Origin of the sequence: Thermococcus eurythermalis (genome assembly GCF_000769655.1) — an archaeon.
In the GTDB taxonomy this organism is placed as follows: Archaea; Methanobacteriota_B; Thermococci; order Thermococcales; family Thermococcaceae; genus Thermococcus; species Thermococcus eurythermalis.
This window is the reverse complement of sequence record NZ_CP008887.1, coordinates 1,372,896-1,393,955: the sequence shown is the minus strand read 5'-3', so window position 1 is coordinate 1,393,955 and position 21,060 is coordinate 1,372,896. Positions and strand designations below refer to the sequence as shown.

20 protein-coding genes and 1 tRNA gene are annotated in these 21,060 nt (G+C 53.6%); 14 read left to right on the top strand and 7 right to left on the bottom strand.

What is annotated here, in order from left to right; translation table 11 throughout:
• The first annotated feature begins 6 nt into the window (after positions 1–6).
• Complete coding sequence (gene pepQ / locus TEU_RS07590) at positions 7–1,053, top strand: Xaa-Pro dipeptidase PepQ (RefSeq protein WP_050003207.1); 1,047 nt, start codon at positions 7–9, stop codon at positions 1,051–1,053.
• Here the strand turns inward: pepQ and TEU_RS07585 are convergent.
• Positions 1,050–3,647 (bottom strand): ATP-dependent helicase, encoded by a 2,598-nt coding sequence (locus TEU_RS07585; RefSeq protein ID WP_050003206.1) that lies wholly within the window; start codon positions 3,645–3,647, stop codon positions 1,050–1,052. The two genes, pepQ and TEU_RS07585, sit on opposite strands and share 4 nt — an antisense overlap.
• Before the next feature lie 90 nt (positions 3,648–3,737).
• Here TEU_RS07585 and TEU_RS07580 point away from each other — a divergent pair, with 90 nt between their 5' ends.
• The 5 genes from TEU_RS07580 (at position 3,738) to TEU_RS07560 (ending at position 8,078) form a co-directional block, all read left to right on the top strand.
• Complete coding sequence (locus tag TEU_RS07580) at positions 3,738–4,046, top strand: hypothetical protein (RefSeq protein ID WP_050003205.1); 309 nt, start codon at positions 3,738–3,740, stop codon at positions 4,044–4,046.
• Between the two features lie 25 nt (positions 4,047–4,071).
• Positions 4,072–5,130, top strand: coding sequence for a glycosyltransferase (locus tag TEU_RS07575; protein ID WP_050003204.1), 1,059 nt, complete (start codon positions 4,072–4,074; stop codon positions 5,128–5,130).
• A 128-nt stretch (positions 5,131–5,258) separates the two neighbouring features.
• Positions 5,259–6,185, top strand: coding sequence for an inorganic phosphate transporter (locus TEU_RS07570; RefSeq protein WP_050003203.1), 927 nt, complete (start codon positions 5,259–5,261; stop codon positions 6,183–6,185).
• A 32-nt stretch (positions 6,186–6,217) separates the two neighbouring features.
• The gene (gene tgtA, locus TEU_RS07565; protein ID WP_050003202.1) at positions 6,218–7,957 is read left to right on the top strand and encodes a tRNA guanosine(15) transglycosylase TgtA; all 1,740 of its coding nucleotides are present in this window, start codon (positions 6,218–6,220) and stop codon (positions 7,955–7,957) included.
• Positions 7,958–8,001: 44 nt separating this feature from the next.
• Positions 8,002–8,078: transfer RNA gene (locus TEU_RS07560), tRNA-Val, on the top strand.
• Between the two features lie 106 nt (positions 8,079–8,184).
• Here TEU_RS07560 and TEU_RS07555 read toward each other — a convergent pair.
• Together TEU_RS07555 and TEU_RS07550 are read right to left on the bottom strand one after the other, a co-directional pair.
• On the bottom strand, positions 8,185–8,511 hold the full coding sequence (locus TEU_RS07555; protein WP_050003201.1) for a DUF4064 domain-containing protein: 327 nt from the start codon (positions 8,509–8,511) through the stop codon (positions 8,185–8,187).
• A 514-nt stretch (positions 8,512–9,025) separates the two neighbouring features.
• The gene (locus tag TEU_RS07550; RefSeq protein ID WP_050003200.1) at positions 9,026–9,628 is read right to left on the bottom strand and encodes a DUF4352 domain-containing protein; all 603 of its coding nucleotides are present in this window, start codon (positions 9,626–9,628) and stop codon (positions 9,026–9,028) included.
• A 297-nt stretch (positions 9,629–9,925) separates the two neighbouring features.
• Between TEU_RS07550 and TEU_RS07545 the strand changes: the two genes are divergently transcribed.
• Genes TEU_RS07545 through pyrG form a run of 3 tightly spaced genes read left to right on the top strand, consistent with a single transcriptional unit; the run spans position 9,926 to position 12,257 of the window.
• Complete coding sequence (locus TEU_RS07545) at positions 9,926–10,213, top strand: DUF357 domain-containing protein (RefSeq protein WP_050003199.1); 288 nt, start codon at positions 9,926–9,928, stop codon at positions 10,211–10,213.
• Between the two features lie 10 nt (positions 10,214–10,223).
• A complete protein-coding gene (locus TEU_RS07540; RefSeq protein ID WP_050003198.1) occupies positions 10,224–10,601 on the top strand; it encodes a DUF555 domain-containing protein in 378 nt (125 codons plus the stop codon).
• A gap of 57 nt (positions 10,602–10,658) precedes the next feature.
• Positions 10,659–12,257, top strand: coding sequence for a glutamine hydrolyzing CTP synthase (pyrG, locus tag TEU_RS07535; RefSeq protein WP_050003197.1), 1,599 nt, complete (start codon positions 10,659–10,661; stop codon positions 12,255–12,257).
• On the opposite strand, the gene TEU_RS07530 is transcribed toward pyrG, so the two are convergent.
• Positions 12,251–13,114: a hypothetical protein gene (locus tag TEU_RS07530; RefSeq protein ID WP_144244835.1), complete on the bottom strand. Its 864-nt coding sequence runs from the start codon at positions 13,112–13,114 to the stop codon at positions 12,251–12,253. The genes pyrG and TEU_RS07530 overlap by 7 nt on opposite strands.
• Before the next feature lie 108 nt (positions 13,115–13,222).
• On the opposite strand from TEU_RS07530, the gene TEU_RS07525 reads away from it, so the two are divergent.
• Both TEU_RS07525 and TEU_RS07520 read left to right on the top strand, forming a co-directional pair.
• Complete coding sequence (locus tag TEU_RS07525) at positions 13,223–13,615, top strand: 30S ribosomal protein S8e (protein WP_050003195.1); 393 nt, start codon at positions 13,223–13,225, stop codon at positions 13,613–13,615.
• A gap of 83 nt (positions 13,616–13,698) precedes the next feature.
• On the top strand, positions 13,699–14,628 hold the full coding sequence (locus TEU_RS07520; protein ID WP_050003194.1) for a zinc ribbon domain-containing protein: 930 nt from the start codon (positions 13,699–13,701) through the stop codon (positions 14,626–14,628).
• On the opposite strand, the gene TEU_RS07515 is transcribed toward TEU_RS07520, so the two are convergent.
• Together TEU_RS07515 and TEU_RS07510 are read right to left on the bottom strand one after the other, a co-directional pair.
• A complete protein-coding gene (locus TEU_RS07515) occupies positions 14,612–15,685 on the bottom strand; it encodes an NOG1 family protein (protein ID WP_050003193.1) in 1,074 nt (357 codons plus the stop codon). The genes TEU_RS07520 and TEU_RS07515 overlap by 17 nt on opposite strands.
• A 131-nt stretch (positions 15,686–15,816) precedes the next feature.
• Positions 15,817–16,626, bottom strand: a complete 810-nt coding sequence (locus TEU_RS07510; protein ID WP_050003192.1) for an MBL fold metallo-hydrolase — start codon at positions 16,624–16,626, stop codon at positions 15,817–15,819.
• A 63-nt stretch (positions 16,627–16,689) separates the two neighbouring features.
• Here TEU_RS07510 and TEU_RS07505 point away from each other — a divergent pair, with 63 nt between their 5' ends.
• From TEU_RS07505 to TEU_RS07495, 3 genes are read left to right on the top strand one after another with little or no spacing between them, the layout of a single operon-like run.
• Entirely contained in the window at positions 16,690–17,463 is a 774-nt protein-coding gene (locus tag TEU_RS07505) for an undecaprenyl-diphosphate phosphatase (protein ID WP_050003191.1), read from the top strand.
• Positions 17,460–18,716, top strand: a complete 1,257-nt coding sequence (gene glmU / locus TEU_RS07500; protein WP_050003190.1) for a bifunctional sugar-1-phosphate nucleotidylyltransferase/acetyltransferase — start codon at positions 17,460–17,462, stop codon at positions 18,714–18,716. Before TEU_RS07505 ends, glmU begins: the two co-directional genes overlap by 4 nt.
• Positions 18,713–19,828: a DUF835 domain-containing protein gene (locus TEU_RS07495; protein ID WP_050003189.1), complete on the top strand. Its 1,116-nt coding sequence runs from the start codon at positions 18,713–18,715 to the stop codon at positions 19,826–19,828. Before glmU ends, TEU_RS07495 begins: the two co-directional genes overlap by 4 nt.
• On the opposite strand, the gene TEU_RS07490 is transcribed toward TEU_RS07495, so the two are convergent.
• The gene (locus TEU_RS07490; protein ID WP_050003188.1) at positions 19,821–20,996 is read right to left on the bottom strand and encodes a CBS domain-containing protein; all 1,176 of its coding nucleotides are present in this window, start codon (positions 20,994–20,996) and stop codon (positions 19,821–19,823) included. The genes TEU_RS07495 and TEU_RS07490 overlap by 8 nt on opposite strands.
• Positions 20,997–21,060: the final 64 nt, after the last annotated feature.

The window sequence follows — 21,060 nt, the reverse complement described above, 5'->3', positions numbered from 1 at the left end:
GTCACCATGAGAATCGAAAAGCTCAGGGAATACATAGCCGAAAAGGAGCTTGACGGTGTGATAATAACCCACAAGCCAAACCTCTACTACTTCACGGGCTCCGCTCCCGTTCTCGGCGGTTACCTCCTCGTGACGCCTGACGAAGCGCTCTTCCTCGTTCCCCAGCTTGAGTATGAGGAAGCCAGAGAGACCTCACGCGTCCCGGTTGAGGCATTCAAACGTGGAGGGGAGCTCTTTGAGAAGCTCAAGCCGTTCAACCTGAAGAGGCTTGGAATCGAGGGAAGAACAGCTTACTCAACAGTCCAGAACTACCGCGAGAAGCTCGGCGCCGAGGAGTTCTTCATGGTGGACGAGGTAATCAAGGAACTCAGAATGGTCAAGACAAAGGAGGAGCTTGAGGTTATCCAGAAGGCCTGTGAGATAGCAGACCAGGCTATGCTCGTCGCGATAGAGGAAATCAGCGAGGGAAAGCGCGAGAGGGAGATAGCGGCAAAGATGGAGTACGCCATGAAGATGAAAGGCGCCGAAAAGCCCGCCTTTGACACGATAATCGCCAGCGGGTGGCGCTCCGCCCTGCCCCATGGAGTCGCGAGCGACAAGAGGATCGAGAGGGGAGAGCTCGTCGTCATAGACGAGGGGGCCCTTTACAACCACTACAACTCAGACACGACGAGGACCATCGTGGTCGGGAGCCCGAACGAGAAGCAGAAGGACATCTATCAAGCAGTCCTTGAGGCCCAGAAGAAGGGCGTTGAGATGGCGAGGCCCGGAATGACCGCGAAGGAGCTCGACACCATCGTGAGGGACGTAATAGCCGAGTACGGCTACGGAGACTACTTCATCCACTCGACGGGACACGGCGTCGGCCTTGAAATACACGAGTGGCCCGGCGTGAACCAGAGCGACGAGACCGTCCTCAAGCCGGGAATGGTCGTAACGATCGAGCCGGGCATCTACCTCCCCAAGTTCGGCGGCGTCAGGATAGAGGACACGATCGTAATAACGGAAAACGGGGCAAAGAGGCTGACAAGGACTGAAAGGGAGCTTATCTAAGTCTCTCCTATCATTCCAATTATTTTTCTGTGGAGCTGCTTGATGAGCTCCCTCCTGTCCTCCATCAGGACGACGTCGCTTGACCCTATCGCCTCAAGGTTGAATGCGAACGGGCTCGGGACGCTGTGGGTCTCAAAGACTACTTTTATTTTCCCCTCCTTGACCCAGCTCAGAAACAGCTCCGCGCTTTCCACGTCCATCTTGTCCTCCATAATCTCGCGGTAGACCTCCTTCAGGAGCGGAAAGTCCGGGTGGTTTTCCTTGAGCACCTTGAGGAGGGAAACCGCCATGACCTGCTGTCTCCCGAGTCTCTTGCTCCTCCCGACGTAGCGCCTCAGGATTAGCAACCCGCGGTTGGCGACATGGCGGAAGCGTCTCTTCAAAAGCTCCGTGTTGTCGAGGGCCCGCTTTAACGTTTCCCTCAGGTCATCAACCTCGAAAAGTTCCATCATTTCCTCCTCGCTCAGCTCAACTTCTGGCGGAAGGAGGAGGGCGAAGCCGTTGTCGTTTATCGCCACCCCGACGTTGCAGTTCTTTTTCTTGCTCACGAGATAGGCGAAGGCCCTGCTGAGCGCGTCGTTCGCGCGCCTCCCTATGAGGGTGTGGAAGAAGTAGCGGTTTCTCTTTTCCCCGGGCACGAATTCAACAAGAACCGTCTCGTCGTCAGGAATGGTGGAATACCTCCCCTGCTCGCGGAAATATGCTACAATCGCCCGCGCCGCCCTTTCGTCTATCCCGTACTTCCTCATGAGCCTTTTAACTACGTCCTTCCTCTTTAGGAGGCCCTTAACTTCCCTCCTAAAGCGCTGGATGTCGAGTGCTAAATCGAAGCTTAGCGGGAGCATCTCCGAGAACCAGGCGGGGATTGTAGGTTTAGCACCCTCACGCGGGACGACGTATATCTTGTTGCCCCTGCTCCTGACGAACTCGTACGTCCTTCCGGCTAAAACGAATATGTCTCCGGGCATGAGCCTCTCCGCAAACTCCTCCTCGACGGTTCCTATCATCTGCTTGTCCATCGTGTAAACTCGGATTTTCGCCTCGTCCGGAATCGTGCCGACGTTCATGTAGTAGATTGCCCTCGTCATCTTCCCGCGTTTTCCAAACTTCCCGTCCTCAAGCCATATCTTGGCGTAGACCTTCCGCTCCTCAAGGCCCGCATATTCACCCGCCAAGTAGCGGAGGACGTTCATGAAGTCCTCGAACGGCAGGTCGTGGAATGGATACGCTCTTCTGACGACGCGGTAGGCCTCTCCGACCTCCCAAACTTTGTTGAGGGCCATTCCGAGGAGGTGCTGGACGAGGACGTCAAGCGGGTTCCTTGGAATTCTGACGCGGTCGAGTCGTCTGTTCCTCGCGTTGTGCGCCAAAACGGTAACTTCGACCAGGTCATCTCTATCGAGGGCCAGAATAACCCCCTTGCTGACCTCATGGAGCCTGTGGCCGGCCCTTCCAATCCTCTGCAGGGCGCGGTTCACGCTCTTTGGCGAGCCGATTAGAACCACCAGGTCAATCGTTCCGATGTCAATCCCGAGCTCGAGGCTGGTCGAGCTGATTACCGCACGGAGTTCGCCCCTCTTCAGCTTCTCCTCGACGTCCAACCGAACCTCACGCGATAGGCTTGAGTGGTGTGCCTCTATAAGGCCTTCAAACTCGGGGTAGCGCTTTTTCAGGTTATATGCTACCCTCTCGGCACCGCTCCTCGTGTTCGTGAAGATGAGAGTCGTCCTGTGCTCCCTGATAAGCTCGGCCAGTCTCCTGTATAGGGCCTCGCTCAGCGCCCCAGCTGGAGTGTAGATTAAGTCCTCGACGACGCTCTCGACCCTTATCTCCGTCTGCTTGGCGAAGCTGACGTCAACAATAAGGCCAGGTCTCGGCTCCCCGTCGTCATCAAAGCCGAAGACGAACTTTGCTATCTCCTCGAGCGGGTGTATCGTCGCGCTCAAACCTATCCTCACGAACTTGTTCTCGGCCATCTCTTGAAGTCTCTCGACGCTGAGCGCGAGGTGCGAGCCTCTTTTGTTTTCAGCAAGGGCGTGGACTTCGTCGATTATGAGGTACTTGACGGTCTTCAGCCTCTCGCGGAACTTGGGGGCGTTCAGAGCGATGGCGAGGCTCTCGGGGGTGGTTATTAGAATGTGGGGTGGTTTCTTCACCATCTTGCTCTTCTCGTAGCTTGAAGTGTCGCTCGTCCTTATGCCGACGCGGATTTCAGGTAAATCGTGCCCGAGCTCCTTTGCCACCTCCTTGATTTCAGCCAAGGGGCCCTCGAGGTTCCGCTTTATGTCGTTGTTGAGCGCTCGCAACGGGGAGACGTACAGGACGTAGATTTTATCCTCAAGCTTGCCTTCCTTACCGAGAAGTATCAGCTCGTTTATTGCGGAGAGAAAAGCCGAGAGAGTCTTTCCAGAGCCTGTTGGGGAAGAGATTAGAACGTTCTCGCCTTTGTGAATCTCCATAACGGCATAGCGCTGTGGGGGCGTGAAGCTCCCAAACTTCCGCTTAAACCACTCCCTAACCGGCTCGCTTAGGATTGAGAATATCTCCTCGTCTGAGTACTCCCTTATTGCCCACCTTATCCTCTGCTCCGTCATCGGGGGCCGTTATGCTTTCCGGTTTTTAAACCATTCGGTTGGTTAAGCAAACTTTTTAAGTGGGGTTTACGAACTAAAAACGGTGGGAGAATGGAAGCGAAAGAGAAACTCCAGAGGGTGCTTGAGGAGTTCAACAGGCTCCACGGGAGCGAGGCCCGGGCCAGGGTTTTAAAGCTTGAAGGTGATGAGGTTATCCTAGAGTTTGAAGGCTCGTTCTGCGCAACCTGTGGTCTCTACGACTACTTCGATGACATCAAGTGGGAGGCCATGGGCTTCGGCCTTGGGCTTGAACCCGTTGAAGTCCTGGAGGCAGAAGAGGACGATTTTGAACACGGACGCTACGTGGTTAAGTATAAGCTCAGTAAAAAACCCGTCATCGCGCTAAGCAGTAAAGATTAAAACCCTTGAGAAGCCCTTTTAATCCATGAACACATCAATCCCGTTTATCACAGCGCTTGCAGTCATTTTCATCTGGGACGGCTACTTCTTCCTTAATTACATAATTGGTCTGTTCAGGAATTACAGAGTTAGGGAATGGAGACCCAAGGTCTCAATCATAATTCCCGCGTACAACGAGGGAAGGAGAGTCCTCCGAGCTATAGAGTCTGCTCTCGGCCAGAACTACCCGGATTTTGAAGTGATTGTGGTTGATGACGGGAGCAGTGACGACACATTTGAGATTGTGTCATCTGTGAAAGACCCCCGGCTGAGGGTTTACAGAAAAGAACACGGCGGGAAGGCGAAGGCCCTCAACTTCGGCCTCTCGAAGGCCTCTGGTGAGGTTGTGGTGACCACCGACGCTGACAGCTACCTCGAACCGACTGCAGTAAAGGAACTGGTGAGGCGCCTCTATTCCGATGATGTTCTCGGCGTTGGTGGACAGGTAAGGGTTCTCGGCTCGTCTTTCCTCGAAAAAGCCCAGGACGCGGAGCACCTGAGGATAGCCATGTTCCGCAGGGCCAAAGAGCTGGAAGACCTCAGCCTTGCCCCTGGCCCTATCTCTGCCTTCCGCAGGGATGCCCTTGAGAGAATCGGCGGCTTCGTCGAGGATATAGTTGAGGACTACGCCACCACAAAGGCGGTCAAGCGATTTGGAAGGGTGGTCTACGCCCCCCACGCGAGGGTGTGGACGGAGATGCCGAAGAGCCTGGCCGTTCTCTGGCGCCAGAGGAAGCGCTGGTTCTTGGGGGACTTGAAAAACCTCGGGGGCGGTTTCACCAAGGACTGGGGGTTTCTCCTGCTCGGCGATTTTATAGCCGCCCTCGACATCACGGTGCCCCTCATTCTACTCACAACCTCGAACTTTGCTCTCTTTGGCCTTTGGTGGGTTTTTGAGACAATCACGATGCTCGTACCAACGCTTGTCGAGGGCGGAAAGCTCTCGAACGCCCTGATTTTCCCACTGATGGTCTGGTTCTGGGCGCTCTTTTACTTCTCGCTTCACGTGTACGGCTACGTTAGGCTCCTCACGGAAAAACTGTAGCACAGCACTTTTCCCGAATTTTTGACTTCTTTCTGTCCCGTCCTGGCTCAGGCACCAAAATGCTTTTAAAGGGCAGAGCCTTTTAAACCACCCACTATAGACTATATAGAATATAGAGAGGTGGGGAGATGCTTGGGGTCATCGCGGCGGCGTTCTTCATGGCATGGGCGATAGGTGCAAACGACAGTGCAAAGGCTGTGGGAACGGCAGTCGGCTCCGGGATAGTGGGGTTTAGGAGGGCAGTGCTCATAATAGCTGTCTTCACGACCCTTGGGGCAACGTTAAGCGGCTCCGGCGTCTCAGAAACGATAACAGCACTCGCAAGGGGACTCTCCCCCGCTGAAATAGCGTTGGTCTTATTCAGCTCCGCTTCGGCGGTCACACTTGCAAGCCTCTGGGGGAAGCCGATATCAACGACCCAGTCCATAATAGGCGCCCTCGTTGGCTCTTCCCTCGCGCTCGGTTTTTCTGTTGACTGGTGGACAGTCGGGAAAATCGTTTCAGCGTGGTTCGTGTCGCCTGTGTTTGCTTCAGTCCTTGCCATAGCCACATACAAGTTCTACAAACCTGTGCTCAAGCGCATAAAGTGCCTCAGAAGCCTCGAGCTTACCCAGAAGTGGCTGGTCTTCCTGGCGTCCGCTTTCTCGGCCTTCAACCTAGGAGCGAATGAGGTCTCCAATGTCACAGGCCTTGCGAAGGCCGGAGGGATTGCCGGCCCAAACGCCGTTCTAGCCCTCGTTGCGGCACTTGGGGCACTCACATTCAGCTACGAGGTGATGATGACCCTCGGAAGGAACCTTGCTCCTCTCGGCCCAACCTCTGCTTTTGCCAGTCAGTTCGGGGCCTCGATAGCCGTAAGCGTTGCCAACGTCTTCGGGCTCCCTGTCAGCTCGGGCCAGGCAATAGTAGGGGCTATAAGCGGGCTGAGCCTCTACAAGGGGGAGCATGTAAACAAAAAACTCCTTCTGGACATCGTGAAGAGCTGGGTTCGGGCCCCCTTCTTCTCTGGACTCCTTGCGTTTGTCCTTGTCAGACTCTTCTCGGCAGGCTTTTAAGGGCAAGTTTCGGACTCCGAAGGGGTGAGAACATGGAGTTCAGGTTTGAGGTAAAGGCGAGGGACGCCGCCGGAAGGATAGGAAAGCTGACCGTTAACGGAAAGACGATAGAGACTCCGGCGATAATGCCGGTCATCAACCCCAAACAGCTCATCGTGACACCGAAGGAGCTCAAGGAGATGGGCTTTAGAATGATAATAACCAACTCCTACATCATCTACAAGACGCCTGAACTGAGGGAAAAGGCCCTTGAGCTTGGAATTCACAGGCTCCTCGACTACGACGGCGTCATAGAGGTCGATTCCGGCTCCTTCCAGCTCATGCGCTACGGAGAAGTCGAGGTCACGAACCGCGAGATAATCGAGTTCCAGGAGAAAATCGGCGTTGACATCGGCACGTTCCTCGACATACCGACCCCACCGGACGCGCCGAGGGAGAAGGCCGAGGAAGACCTGAGAATAACACTGGAGAGGGCAAGGGAAGCGGCGGCAGTCAAGAACATTGCCATGAACGCCGCCGTGCAGGGCTCCACGTATCCAGACCTGAGAACATACGCCGCGAGGGAGCTCAGCAAAATGAACTTTGAAATCCACCCAATCGGCGCGGTTGTCCCCCTCATGGAGAGCTACCGCTACAGAGACCTTGTGGACGTCGTAATAGCCTCGAAACTCGGCCTGAGGCCAGACAGGCCCGTCCACCTCTTCGGCGCCGGACACCCGATGATTTTTGCCCTCGCCGTGGCCATGGGAATAGACCTCTTCGACTCCGCCAGCTACGCCCTCTACGCCAAGGACGACCGCTACCTAACGCCTGAAGGCACCAAGAGGCTCGAAGAGCTTGAGTACTTCCCCTGCTCCTGTCCGGTCTGCTCCCGCTACACCCCGCAGGAGCTCCGTGAGATGCCGAAGGAGGAGAGGACGAGGCTTCTCGCCCTCCACAACCTCTGGGTAATCCGCGAGGAGCTGAACCGCGTGAAGCAGGCGATAAAGGAAGGTGAACTCTGGCGCCTCGTTGACGAGAGGGCAAGGAGTCACCCGAAGCTCTACGCGGCCTACAAGAGACTGCTGGAGTACCGGGACTACTTGGAGAAGAACGAGCCGGTCACAAAGGCATCAGCATTTTTCAAGGTGAGCGAGGAAGCCACGCGCTGGCCCATCGTTTACCGCGCCAAGGAGAGGGCCGAGCGCGTCGCCCAGAAGTTCCCCGAGAAAGTGAAGCACCCGATATTCGGTGAGGTTCCGAAGTACCTGAGCCTCAGCTACCCCTTCGCCCAGAGCGAGGGCGAGGAGGACTTCACGATAGAGAAGCCGGAGAAGAGAGAGGCGAGGAAATACGTGATGGCCGTCGCGGAGTACCAGTTCGGAGAAGGCGCCGGCGAGGCCTTCAAGGACGCTTTCGTTGAGCTTTCGAGAAAGACGGGCATGCCGAGGCAGATAAAGGCCAAAGGTAAACACCTCGCGACCTTCAGAGCGGAGGACGGCCTGCTGACCCTTGGCATCGAGGGTGCAAAGAGACTCCACGAAATCCTGCCGTTCCCGAGGATGCGCGTTGTAGTCAACGAAGATGCAGAGCCCTTCGCGAGGCGCGGAAAGAACGTCTTTGCCAAGTTCGTCCTTGATGCAGACCCGGCGATAAGGCCCTACGACGAGGTTTTGGTCGTGAACGAGAAGGACGAGCTTCTCGCGACTGGACAGACACTCCTCAACGGCGAGGAGCTGAAGGCCTTCGAGAGCGGGCTGGCGGTGAAAGTGAGGAGGGGCGTTGAGAAGTAGTTTCGAAAATTTTATAACCTCCCCCCCTTTTCCTTACTCTGGGCGGGCCCGTGGTCTAGATGGTTATGACGCCACCCTTACAAGGTGGAGGTCCGGGGTTCGAATCCCCGCGGGCCCACCAAAAACCCAAAATTCTCCAAGAATACTTCTTTGAGAGTCAGTCCTGGCGCCCTCAATTGTCATTGGAACCTTCTGCCATTTAAAAATTAAAAATCGGAAAAACATAATTAGCTTGTATTTTTCAAAGCTAAGATTCCACCTACAAGTAACAAGATAAATGACAAGACCCAAAACCCGCTTACCAAGATTAACCCAACTACGGCACTTATTAGCATTAGGGCCCCAGCCACTTTATTGTTTTTGTCGACTATTGCTCCCCCTACTATACCAAGAACTCCCATAAACAGCGCACCCAGCCCACGTTCCGTCACTGTCTCGGCGCCTGAAACCTCCAATGCTTCTCCAATCCCCCCAATAAATAGCACAAGTAACGCTGCAACTATTCCAAACACTCCTCCTAAAATTCCTAATATCATTTCACCAGTCCTACCCATGCTATCACCTCATGGGCAATGGGAACAATTGGCGTATTTGTTTTGTATTCTACTTGTTATATTATTTTTGGTTACAAATTAATTTTGATTGAATTCGTATGTAACGTAGATTTGACTCGGATTTAACGGTCTCAATTAACATGCAATAGGTCTATTAATGTGAAGGTTCATAACAGCCCTTGCAAAGCAAGCGCTGGCGGAAATAGTAGGTACTATTTCAAAATTGCTAGGTGTGAATCTTTACCTTTTTGCTTATTTTTGATGAGTGTTTCAGTCTCCAATGGCGTCCGCTGGACGCTAATAATGGGATTAGAAACTATTTTGAAAGTTTGAGGTTAAACTCGCTTTGGAGGTTGCCAAGACTATTCTGAGTTAATGTCAGATGGCGTTAAATCCATCAACGCCAGGATCAGGCTTTCGTCTATCATGTGGACAGTATTTTCACAGTCTTTTCATGGGCCTTTTAGAAAAATGTAGATAACAAAAACAAAGTTCGTCCAAGTCTAACAAACAATCAACGTTCGGGTATTTCAATGTACGCAAGGGGATCATCGAACATGTTCTCTTGGTACGCTATGAGTACTTTTTGGTTCTCCGGAACCATAAAAGCCAACCATCCTTCTACCTTACCACCTGGAAGCAGATCAACTGAATCTAACTTGGGAGTTTCCTCGGGTAGAACTACCCATTCATAGTCATGCATTGCCCCGTCAATTACTACCCTAAAGTCCAATGGATTCACACTTAGCGTTTCGCTGCCCTCGGTGTATTTTACTCGAACTTTCACTAAGAGGTACTCATGCCCTGGCTTAGGGTCATCGTTAAACATGTTAGCATCTTTTATCATTGCATTAGCTTTTTCTCCTCTGATGTAATCTACTACAGTCACCTCGACGGTTTTGGTATCGTCGTAACTCCGTATTTTAACGCTTACTGGCTCTCTAACTTTTGCTGGATTAGATATCCCGGCCGGTGTTGGACTTTGTGTTGAAGTTGTCTCTGTAGTAGTTTTTGCTTCCTCTGTTGAAGATGTGTCGCTTGTGCATCCGCTTATGCTAACTATCATAAGAATCAAAACCAGGCTAACGACGATTGTGGGCAATTTTCTTTTGGACATTCTATTACCCCCAAGTAGATTTCAACTATAATATACAGGAGATGTATATAATACTTTTGCCACAATTAATTTTTGGTATGATCTCATATAACGCACCATTTATAATAGTGTGTATAACTATTTGTCACAATTAAATGGTAGGTTTTCCTGACTTTACACCCTTCTGTTGTGGATTTCTGTAGTTTTCACCAGGGCGACTCCGCAAAAACATTCCCAAGCCTTAGTCAAAGTGCCCTCTAAGAGTTCCGGGGTAAAGGTTTATAAGAGGGCTTTCAAACCACGACCGAGGCGAGAGTTGTGGGGCGCGAGGTAACCGATGAGAAGCTCCAGAAATATTTTAGAATCACCGAAGAAGCACTCAGGCGGCTTGAGGTCGCCGTCCACGAGAAGAGCCTTCTCTACGCAGTCGCCAAGGACTTCCTGACTATGGCAAGGAGCTATTTTGAGGACGCCAAGTACTACTACGAGAAAGGCGACTACGTCACGGCCTTCGCGGCCCTGAACTACGCGCACGGGTTCATAGACGCCGGTGTGAGGCTCGGTGTGTTTAAGGGTGAAGACGACAGGCTCTTCGCCTTCGGGTGAGGTGAGAGGGATGGGAGACTACCTAGTTGTTCTGGAGGCCCCGATAATTGTGCGGGACGTTGAGACGAGCGAGGACGCGATAAACGTGGCGGTGAGCAAGGTGACAAAGGCGCTCAACAGGGAGAAGCTCGACTTCGTCCGCGTTGAGCTCGGCTACTCCCAGTGTCCTGTCTGCGGGGCGCACTTCGAGAGCGCCTTCGTGATCGGAAACGTCGGCCTGGTCGGCATGTACCTTACCCTCAAGGTCTACAACGCCCAGACGATAGAGCACGCGGAGAGGATAGCCAAGGCCGTCGTTGGAAAAGCACTGAAGAAAGTCCCCCTGAAGGTCTATGAGATAAGGGAGCTCCAGGAAGATGAGGACGACGGCGTCGAGGTCGAGCTTTGAGTTAATTTTTTAAACATCTTTCCATCAAAGCCCCACATAACCTCTGGAGGTTTTACCATGACGAAGTTTATCTTTGTTACGGGTGGTGTTGTTAGCGGTCTTGGGAAAGGGATTACCAGCGCTTCTCTCGGCATGCTCATGAAGGCGAGGGGCTTCAGGACTACGAACATCAAGATTGACCCCTACCTCAACTACGACGCGGGAACCATGAACCCCTACCAGCACGGAGAGGTTTTCGTTCTCGACGACGGCGGTGAGGTTGACCTCGACCTCGGCAACTACGAGCGCTTCCTCGACACGAGTTTGAGCTTTGACCACAACATAACCACAGGAAAGGTCTATTCCTCCGTCATCGAGAAAGAGAGGAAGGGCGAATACCTTGGAGCGACCGTTCAGGTCATCCCGCACATCACCAACGAAATAAAGGAGCGCATCAGGAGAATCGCGAGGGACTACGACGTCGTTATTGTCGAAATCGGTGGAACCGTTGGAGACATCGAGGGAATGCCGTTCCTTGAGGCAGCAAGGCAGATGCAGCTTGAAGAAGGCAGGGAGAACGTCGCCTTCGTGCACGTGACCTACGTGCCCAAGCTCAAAGTGGTGGGTGAGCAGAAGACCAAGCCGACCCAGCACAGCGTCAAGGAGCTCCGCTCGCTCGGAATCCAGCCAGATGCCATAGTCGCCCGCTCAGAGGAGCCCCTTGAGGAGAGCGCGAGGAGAAAGATAAGCCTCTTCACCAACGTCCCGGAAGAGGCCGTGATCAGCGCCTACGACGTCGAGGACACCTACGAAGTGCCTTTAATGCTCGAAAAGGAGGGGCTCGCGAGGTACCTCGTGAAGAGGCTTGGACTTCCCGAGAGAGAGCCCGACCTTGAGAAGTGGCGTGAGATGGTCGAGAAGTACAAGAATCTTGACAGGGAAGTTGAAATCGCGGTCGTTGGAAAGTACGTCAAGCTCGCCGACTCATACCTCAGCATCAAGGAAGCTTTAAAGCACTCAAGCGTGGCAAACGACGTCAAGGTGAAGATAAGGTGGATAGAGGCCGAGGACGTCGAGAGGGAAGGCGTCAAGCTCCTCGAGGGCGTTGATGGCATAATCGTCCCAGGGGGCTTCGGAGCGCGCGGAAGCGAGGGCAAGATTATGGCGATACGCTACGCGAGGGAGAACGACATCCCGTTCCTCGGAATATGTTTCGGCTTCCAGCTCACCGTTGTCGAGTTCGCCAGGAACGTCCTCGGGCTCAAGGGTGCCCACTCAACGGAGATAGACCCGCAGACACCCTACCCGGTCGTTGACCTGATGCCGGAGCAGAGAGATTTGGACAGGCTCGGCGGGACTATGAGACTTGGTGCGTATCCGGTTCACATAAAGCCGAACACCCTAGCAAAGAGGCTCTATGGCAGGGAGGTAGTCTACGAGAGGCACAGGCACCGCTGGGAGGTGAACCCGGACTACGTTGAAAAGTTCGAAGAGGCCGGCCTCGTCTTCAGCGGAATAGCTGGCGACGATGAGAGGAGGATGGAGATACTTGAACTGCCCGACCACAGCTACTTTGTAGCGACCCAGTTTCACCCCGAGTTCAAGTCAAGGCCCATGAGGCCCGCGCCGGTATTCAGGGGGCTGGTCGAGGCGGCCAAAAAGAAAAGGTATCAGTAAACGGGCTCTTCTGTTCTTTCTTCAATTTCTTCAATCCCCTTGAATTCTTTGTAGAGCAGAACCCCTCCCGCCAGGAGGAAGCACACGAAAAACGCCTCAAACGGTGCCTCCAAGAGACTTATCACGAGAACACTGGGCTCGCTGCTCAACGTGAAGGGGAGCACAAGGGGTGCCATGACTATGGAGACTCCAAAGGCAAGAAGGATTGTCAGGAGCCCGTAGCCCAGACTGCTCGGGAGCCTCCTAAAGACAAGGCCCAGGGCCTCGATGAACGCCCCGAGGTTCCCTGTGTCCACATACGTGGTCACGACAAGAGGGTAGTACGTTATAAGGATTGGAATCACCAAGAGCACCAGCACAAGCCCGAAAAACGCGAGGAAGGGATTCAGTGTTAGTCCACCCACGATCATCACAAGGGCCGGCACCAATGCCACCAAAATTCCGGTTAGATACGCAAGGACGTTTACAATTATCATTACAGGGATCTTGGGAAGGGCCTCTGCGATTAGTTCAGAGATGGAGTACTCCTTACCATCTAGCGAGAGGAAATAGGTCCTGACGATGCTGTACTCAACAAACGCGAGGACAATGGCCACAATGAGTATCCAGAGAAGGCGAATCTCAACGTAGCGAACCAGCTCATCTGTGGACTCGTGAGTCATTCCATGCTTTTCGAAAACGACGTCCGGCAGTATCTCCTCTCTCGGGACGGCTCCTCCCCTAATCCCTGGGAACAAAGCGGAATTGAGGATAGCGAGGGCCAGAAACACCACGAGGACGAGGAGGTACGCCCCCCTGTTCTCGGCGACGAGTGAAAAGGCCTTGGAGAATGCATCAAGAGCTCCCATAAACACCACCGTAGTTAGTAACGACGGAAGCGTTTAAAAGCGTTGTCCCTAAGAAAAGCTTATAAACGAACCCCCGAAAGTGGCGATGGGTTCATCAGGCTAATCGAGGTGAGATAAATGGCTATCTGGCAGGGAAGGTCACTTAAAAAGCCCTCAGGTGGAAGGATTGTCCTCGCGAGGAAGAAGAGGAAGAGGGAGCTCGGTAGGGAGCCCGCCAACACCAGAGTCGCCGAGGAGAGGGAAAAGAGGAAGATAATCAGGACCTACGGCGGAAACAGGAAGGTCAGGCTCATCGAGGCCCTCTACGCCAACGTCTTCGACGGCGGAAAGGGCAAGAAGGTCAAGATACTCAACGTCGTCGAGAACCCGGCCAACAGGCAGTACGCGAGGAGAAACATAATCACCAAGGGTGCCATTATCGAGACCGAAATCGGCAGGGCCGTCGTCACCAGCAGGCCCGGCCAGGACGGGGTTGTAAACGCTGTTCTCCTCAAGGAGGAGAACGCCTGAACTCCTTTCTTTTCCCGAAGTTTTTCGTAGTTTTATGCAAGCCTTATTATACTTTGGCGCCCTATTTGTTTTGGTGTAGACAGATGGAATATTCACGCATCGAGAAAATTCTCGCGAGCCTGTTTGTTGTGTTTCTCCTTCTGGCGAGCATAAACTTCCTGAGGGAGCTTGAGAACATTCCCCAGCGGCCTAACTATGAGTATTATCAGGAAAAATACGGTGTGAATGCACTCCTTGAAAATCAAAGTCGCCTAAGAGAGCTTGACAGACAGCTCTTCGAGGCGTATCAAGAGACCAAAAGCAATTTGACCGAGGCGGAGAGGATTTACCTTTTCAAAAGGGAAGAGTACAGGGTCGCACTTGAGAGCGGCAACGTTACCGAGGAGCTGAAGACTGAGTACCTGAAAGCGAAGGGGGCCTATGAAACGGCCTACCGTCAGTACCTCGGGGCAAAAAGCGCCTATGAGCAGACCCACGAGAAGCTTGAAGAAATCAGCTCACAAATCCAGGAGCTCAGGGAGAAGGCAAACGAGGAGTACGGAAGGGCCTATGAGGTATACAAACTCAAGGTTCTCATGCTGAAGCTTTTGTTTGCAGTGCCACTGTTCATGGCGTCGCTTCTGCTCCTCAGGAGATACAAGAACATCTACACCTCCTCTCTCGTGGCGTATTCGTCGCTGTTGCTCATCTACCTTCTTCTCTCCGCGATATGGGGCACGGTTCAGCTTATCGGACTTAGTCTCTTCGGAGCGTTCTCGACACTCCTGGCTCTCCACTACCTGAGAAAGGAGTACTTCAAGCCCGAAAGAGTCTACAAGAGGAGGATTGCCCAGGACAGGTGCTACAACTGCGGGTTCCCCGTAAAGGACGACTACTTGTACTGTCCCAACTGCGGTGCAGAGCTGAAAGAAAAGTGCGAGAGCTGTGGTGCTCTAAAGCCCATCCACCTTAAGTTCTGCCCATACTGCGGTGCCGAGCCGGAAAGAAGGGAGAAAGTTAGAGCCCCTCCCTGAACTTTGAGAGCTCCTTCTCCATGATCTTTTTCGCGAGCTCCCTGGCTTTCGGCTCGACGATTTCGATAACCCTATTCTTGAGCTCTTCCAGGCCTTCCCCGGTCAGTGCCGAAATTTTAACCGGCTCAAGCCCCTTTACCCGAACAAACTCTTCAACCGTCCTGACCTTCTCGTCCTCTGCAATGTCGACTTTGTTGATGGCCACGATAAACGGGAACTCGCCGAACTCGCTGTAAATCTCCTCGAAGAGGTGCATCTGCTCTTCAATTGGGAAGCCGCAGTACTCGCTCGGGTCGAAGATGTAGATGATGACGTCTCCAAGGTGCTTCAGAGCTAAAATCGCCTGCTTCTCCACCTCGTTCCTCTCGCTGAGTGGCCTGTCAAGCAGTCCCGGCGTGTCTATGACCTGGTACTTGAGGTAGTGCTCCTCGAACTGGCCGACGTTTATGCCCTTGGTCGTGAAGGGGTAGCTCGCGACCTCCGGCCTTGCATTGGTCAGCGCCCTGAGTAGGGTGCTCTTGCCCACGTTGGGGTGGCCCGCTATGACCACCGTCGGGAGCTCCAGGTCAACCACCGGGAGTTCTTTCAGCACGTTTCTGGCCTGGTTGAGGTAGCGGAGGTCGTCGTCAATCTCGTGGAGTATGTCTGCAACACGGCCGTAGAAGGCCCTCCTGAGCTTGGCTATCTCCTTGGGGTCTCTCTCAAAGCGTATCTTCTCGACGTGCCTCTGCTCAAGGTTTCTGATGGTCTTTACAGCCCAGTTGACCCTCGCGAGGGACTTGTGGAACTGGTCTCTGTCAACGAGCGTGTCAACGAGCTCCTGGTAGAACTTTGGAAGCGTCGAAACTCCTGGCGTCCTGTCGAGTATCTTTCTCAGGTTGTCGCGGACGACGTTGGAGACCGTTCTGACACGGAGCTCTTCCCTCTGCCTCGCCTTGGCCACTTTCCCGCCCGGCGGGTTGTAGGCGGAGGCCGCCTTCTCGGCCCTTCTGAAGGCCTTATCGATGAGCTCATCAGCGGTAAGGACTGTCGGCATCTTCTCAAACGGGTTCTTCATTCTCACACCTCCCTTCGTCTCGCGGAGAAAAGGTTGGAGATGGGATTTAAAAAGGTATTTAATCCGAGCTGGCTATGAGCAGGCGATGACTGAAGCTGAGGAATTCCGAGTGAGTTATCATTTTTAGCGAACTACAAAGACACAGCCTGAAGCTCTATCACCTTCCCCACGTGCAGCGGCTCCACTCTTTCTCCCAGCCTGCACCTTAGGTAGGCGAAGCTCTCAAGCCCCGTGCAGTGGCCGGCGTAAAGCTTTGCGCTGATGTTATTGGCCACGTCCTCAAGGAGCTCCTCCTTTGCACCGGCGAGGTGCAGTCCCCCGAGCAGAACCTTAACCGGCTTTCCACTAACGTTCTCGGCGTGCCTTACTATGTTGATAACGCCAGAATGCCCACAGCCAGTTACCACGGCAACGGAATCGCCGAGGTCTACAACCAGGGCAATGTCGTCTTTAACGGGGTCTTTCGTCCCATCGGGGAGGTATCCGACAGCTCTGTCCCATGTGGCCCGCTCAACCTCGCCGGAGCTCATGAACCCTCTGGCGAACTCAAAGGGATCCGTCCCCAGGATAAACTCGGCACCCAGCCCCTCGAGCTCCTCTCTCGTGAAGGGAATCCCTATTTCACGCCTCTTGGGCTTCAGCGCGATTCTTCTCTGGAAGATTCCAGGGTGGGCGATTACCTTTAGCGGTTTCGAGCGGGCTTCGAGGAGCGCCTTCAGGCCGCCGGTGTGGTCGTAGTGGCCGTGCGTTATGAAGAGGTAGTCTATCGAGTCGGGTTCGACTCCCAGGGCTTCCATATTGTTGAGGAGAACCCCTCCATCTGTCCCAGTATCGACGAGCACCTTTATGCCATTACTTTCCACAAGTGCTGAAAAACCGTGCCCACCCAAGAGGCCCTTTATGAAGCCCGAGTGGTTTTCATACAGTATGGTGACCTTCACATAAACCACCCCCACCTCGAAAAGTTTATCTTTTCCGGGCCGTAAATAAATGCTGTGATAACTATGGGCACACTGGTTGAAGCACTCCTCTCCGGGCTAATATTCGCGCTGACGTCCTGGTTTCCCCTGAGCCCGGAGGGGGATGTTGCTTCTGTCCTCGTTGGGAACTACCAATCATTCCTTGTTCCAGCCTATTTGGGTGTAACTTTCGCCGTCTTCTTCCATTATAGAGAAAAGTTTTCAAGGCTTCTCATCGAGGCTATGAAGGGAATCTATGAAGCAGAGCTCAAATACGTCTTCTTTGCGACCCTGTTTACTGCCCTTATCGGGCTCCCCCTCTCCAAGTTCTCCTGGGGCCTTTCAGCCAAAATCTCTTCGGCAGTCAACGCCCTTATTGGTGCCCTCATAGTCCTCCTTTCACTGGCCACCCCCAGGAGAAACCCGATCCGTGAACTCGACGGAAAGCTGTCCGAAGAGCCGAGCATACTTGACTCACTCTCAGCGGGAGTCCTCCAGGGTGTTGCCCTCCTGGGCCCACTCACGAGAACCGGCGCTATAACCCTCGCACTCCTCCTGCCAGGCTATAGTGCCAGAAAGGCCCTCCAGTGGAGCTTTATGGTGGCGCCGGCGTACTTTATCCTACGTCTCCTTCAGTTCGGAAGCTGGGAGCCGGAGGGCCCAGTGTGGATTCCCTTCACTGCCTTTGCCTCTGCATTCTTTGTGAGCCTTGTGCTTATTTATCTCCTTGAGTCCCTAGCTGAGAAAAGGGCCAGACTCGCCCTTACTGCTTTCGGAATTGTGCCTATAATCGTCTTTGCTCTGGAGGTGATAGTTTGAAGGGTGTAATCCTCGCCGCTGGAAAGGGTGAAAGACTGCGCCCGCTAACGGACGACAGGCCGAAGGTCGTCCTTAAGGTCGCCAACAGGCCGATAATCGAGTACGTTATGGAAAACCTATATCCGTTCGTTGATGAGTTCGTGATTGTGGTCAGATACCAGAAGGAGAAGATTATCGGCACCATTGGAGACGAGTTTAGGGGCAAGCCTGTGACCTACGTCGAGCAGCTGCCGGGTGAAGGAACGGCGAAGGCCATAGAGAGCGCGAGGGAGAGCGTGGAGGACGAGTTCATAGTGGCCAACGGTGACATCTACTTTGAGGAAGAGGCCGTCAAGGAACTCGTCTCGGCGTTCAGGAGGGAGAGGGCCGACGCCGCGATGGTCGTCAAGCACTTCGATGACCTGAGCCACTTCGGCAAGGTGGAGGTTGAAGGGCCGAAGGTCATGCGGATAGCGGAGAAGCCTGGAAAAGTGGCCGGCTACGCCAACCTCGGCATCTACGCCTTCCGCTCGAGTGTCTTTAAGTTCATTGAGAAGACGGGAGTAAGTGAGAGGGGCGAGTATGAGATAACCGACACAATAAACCTGATGATTGACTCCGGGCTGAAAGTCATAGCCGTTCCCTACGACGGCTACTGGAACGACATCGGGAGGCCCTGGAACCTGCTGGAGCTGAACGAGTACCTGCTGAAGAACAAGCTCAGGCACGAGATAAGGGGCACCGTCGAGGAAGGAGCAACGATAGTCCCGCCGGTTGAAATCGGTGAGGGGACTGTTGTGAGGGGCGGGGCATATATAATCGGGCCGGTGAAGATTGGCAGGAACTCCAGGATAGGGCCGAACTGCTTCATAAGGCCCTACACGAGCATTGGCGACAACTGCCACATCGGCAACGCGGTTGAAGTCAAGAACTCCATCATAATGGACAATAGCAACGCTCCCCACCTCAACTACGTTGGCGACTCGATAATAGGTGAGAACACCAACCTCGGTGCAGGGACGATAACCGCTAATTTAAGGCACGACAGGGGCAATGTGAAGGTCGAGGTTAAGGGCAAGCTCGAGGACAGCGGCAGACACAAGCTCGGGGCGATAATCGGGCACAACGTAAAGGTTGGTATCAACGTCAGCATCTATCCGGGCAGGAAGATTGGGAGCAACTCTTTTATAGGGCCGGGTGTTATCCTTGACCGCAACGTCCCGCCAAACAGCCTCGTGGTAGTGAGGCAGGAGAAGTTGGTGATGGAGAAATGAGCATTCCGGGAAGCAACCTCATACCCTACCTCAACTTTATTTCGAGGTGGGTCCTCTTCATAGCGGTCACTTACAAGGCATACAAAACCAAGGAAAACGGCTGGGTCTTCTTAAGTGCCGCCCTTTTCATTGGAGCTCTTGATATTGAAAATTATATTTTATCAACTTTTGGAATCACTATTCCCCCACAGGTTTATGACATCGCATCAATTATCCCAAATTTTGCCGTTGGAGTCCTGGCGATATTGGCAGCATTACACCTGAAATACGGCCAGATAACGTTCAAGCACACGGTCTATATGTCTTTTTTACCCGTTATCGTATATGTGTGGATTTTTCTCGTGGCAACTAACGTCCTCAAGACTCCCACCCAGCGGTTACTCCTGCCCTCACTGGTCTTTGGCGGCTCCCTCGTGTACCTGGCCTTGGTCTTATATCATCACGTCATTTACAAGAGCGTTGTGGAGATGATGTTCTCCGCGGGCCTATTGCTTCTCGGTGTCCTCAACATTACATATCCAGTAACGAGGTTCGTAGATTGGTTTGCCCCCATAGGGTTTTTCCTTGGGGCAATATCCCGGTTCATGGCGGCTGTTGGAGCGGTTAAGTTCGTGTTCTACTCGGTTGTTCCCCCCAGCATGGACGGAGAGCCCCCCGCGGAGAAGGGGGTTTTCTTTTTCTCGTCCAGGGAGGAGGCCTTTAAAGTCCTCGGAGACCTGTGGTCGAGGCCCGGAACCGTCGTCATAACAAGGGAAGACCTCAGAACCCTCAAGAGCTCGCTCAACCCAGAAGCCTTGGTCTTCTGGATTACCAGAGCAAAAGAAGGCAAGCTGGAGGAAAGACCCCAGATTTATGCGATGGCTCCAACAAAAATAGACATCCTTACGGACCTTATTGCCCAGGCACTGGCCCAGGGGTATAAGACAGTGTACATCGAGGCCTTTGAGTACCTGATGCTTGAGAACGGTTTTGAGAAGGCGGTTAAATTCCTGCTGAACATAAAGGACCGGGTTCTGGCAGAAGGTGGTACAATGGTACTCGTCCTGAACCCCGAGACCCTGAACGAAAAGCAGAGAAAAATAATCGAGAGGGAGTTCAGAGAGTTCAGCTGAGACCCAGCTTCTCCATAAACCTTTTGGCGTACCTGAGGTCTTTTTCAAGCTCTGCCTTCTGGAGGAGCTGCCTCTCGATGGCCCTGAGGGCGTCGTGGACTGCCTGGATAGCACCCCAGGTCTCTCCCGTCGCCACGAAGACGCCCCTGTCGGTGACGACCCTCATCCTTGCCTGGTAGAGGTGGACCCCCCTGAACTTCTCGGGGAAGCGCCTGATGTAGAGGTAGATTATGCCCTCCTGGCCCAGGAGGTCTTCATAGCCCTCGACGAAGCGCTTTATGTCGCTGATTATCCTCTCCCTCGTGAAGTCGCTGAGTATCGAAGCGTCACCGCCGAGCTGGAGGTAGAACTTCGCCTCCTTCTCGGTCATCTTTGAAATCGGCAGGAGCAGGTCCTTCACCGTGAGGACTCCAACGACCTTGTTGTCTTCGTTGACGACCACGAGACCGTCTATGTCGTTGTCCTTCATCGTTGCCACTGCTTCCCTGACCTTCGCGTCCGGCAGTATGGTTATGACGCCCCTGATCATGACGTCGCGGAGCGGCATGCTGAAGGGCGGTATCTTCTCACCCGCGACCTCGCCGTACTGGGCCTTGAAGCGGGGCTTGATGAACCTTATGATGAGGTCGTGCAGGGTTACGAGGCCCTCAAGCCTGCCCTCGTCGTTGACCACAGGAATCCTTGATATGGCGTGGTCGCGCATGGTCGCAAGGGCCTTGGCGACGGTGTCGTCGGGCTTGAGGGTTATGACGTCCTTAGTCATGAACTCCTCAACAAGCTTCTTACCGAACTCGGTCTCGGCGACCCTTTCAAGGACGGCTATATCGTTTATAACGCCGATGATTTCAGCTTTGCTCTCCCCAACGGGGAGGGAGCGAAGGTCAACCTCAATCATGAGCTTGGCGGCCTTGCTGAGGTCTTCATCAGGCTTTATAACAGGGGCCGGCTTGTAAACGTCCCTAACCTTAGCTTTCGTCGGGTCCCACTTGAGGTGGGAGCGAATGATTAGGTCCTGGGTGAGGACACCCTTGTACAGGTTTCCATCAAACACCAGAATGAGGTCGGGGTCTTCCTTCTCGAAGATTCCTATTGCCTCAGAAAGCGGGGCGTCGATGTCGATCTTCTGGAACCTGTCCGTCATTACTTCCTGAACCGGAATTCCGACCATTGCTGTCACCTCCTGCAATTATATATTTGGTTCTTCTAGGATTTAAACCTTTGCAACCGTTGGC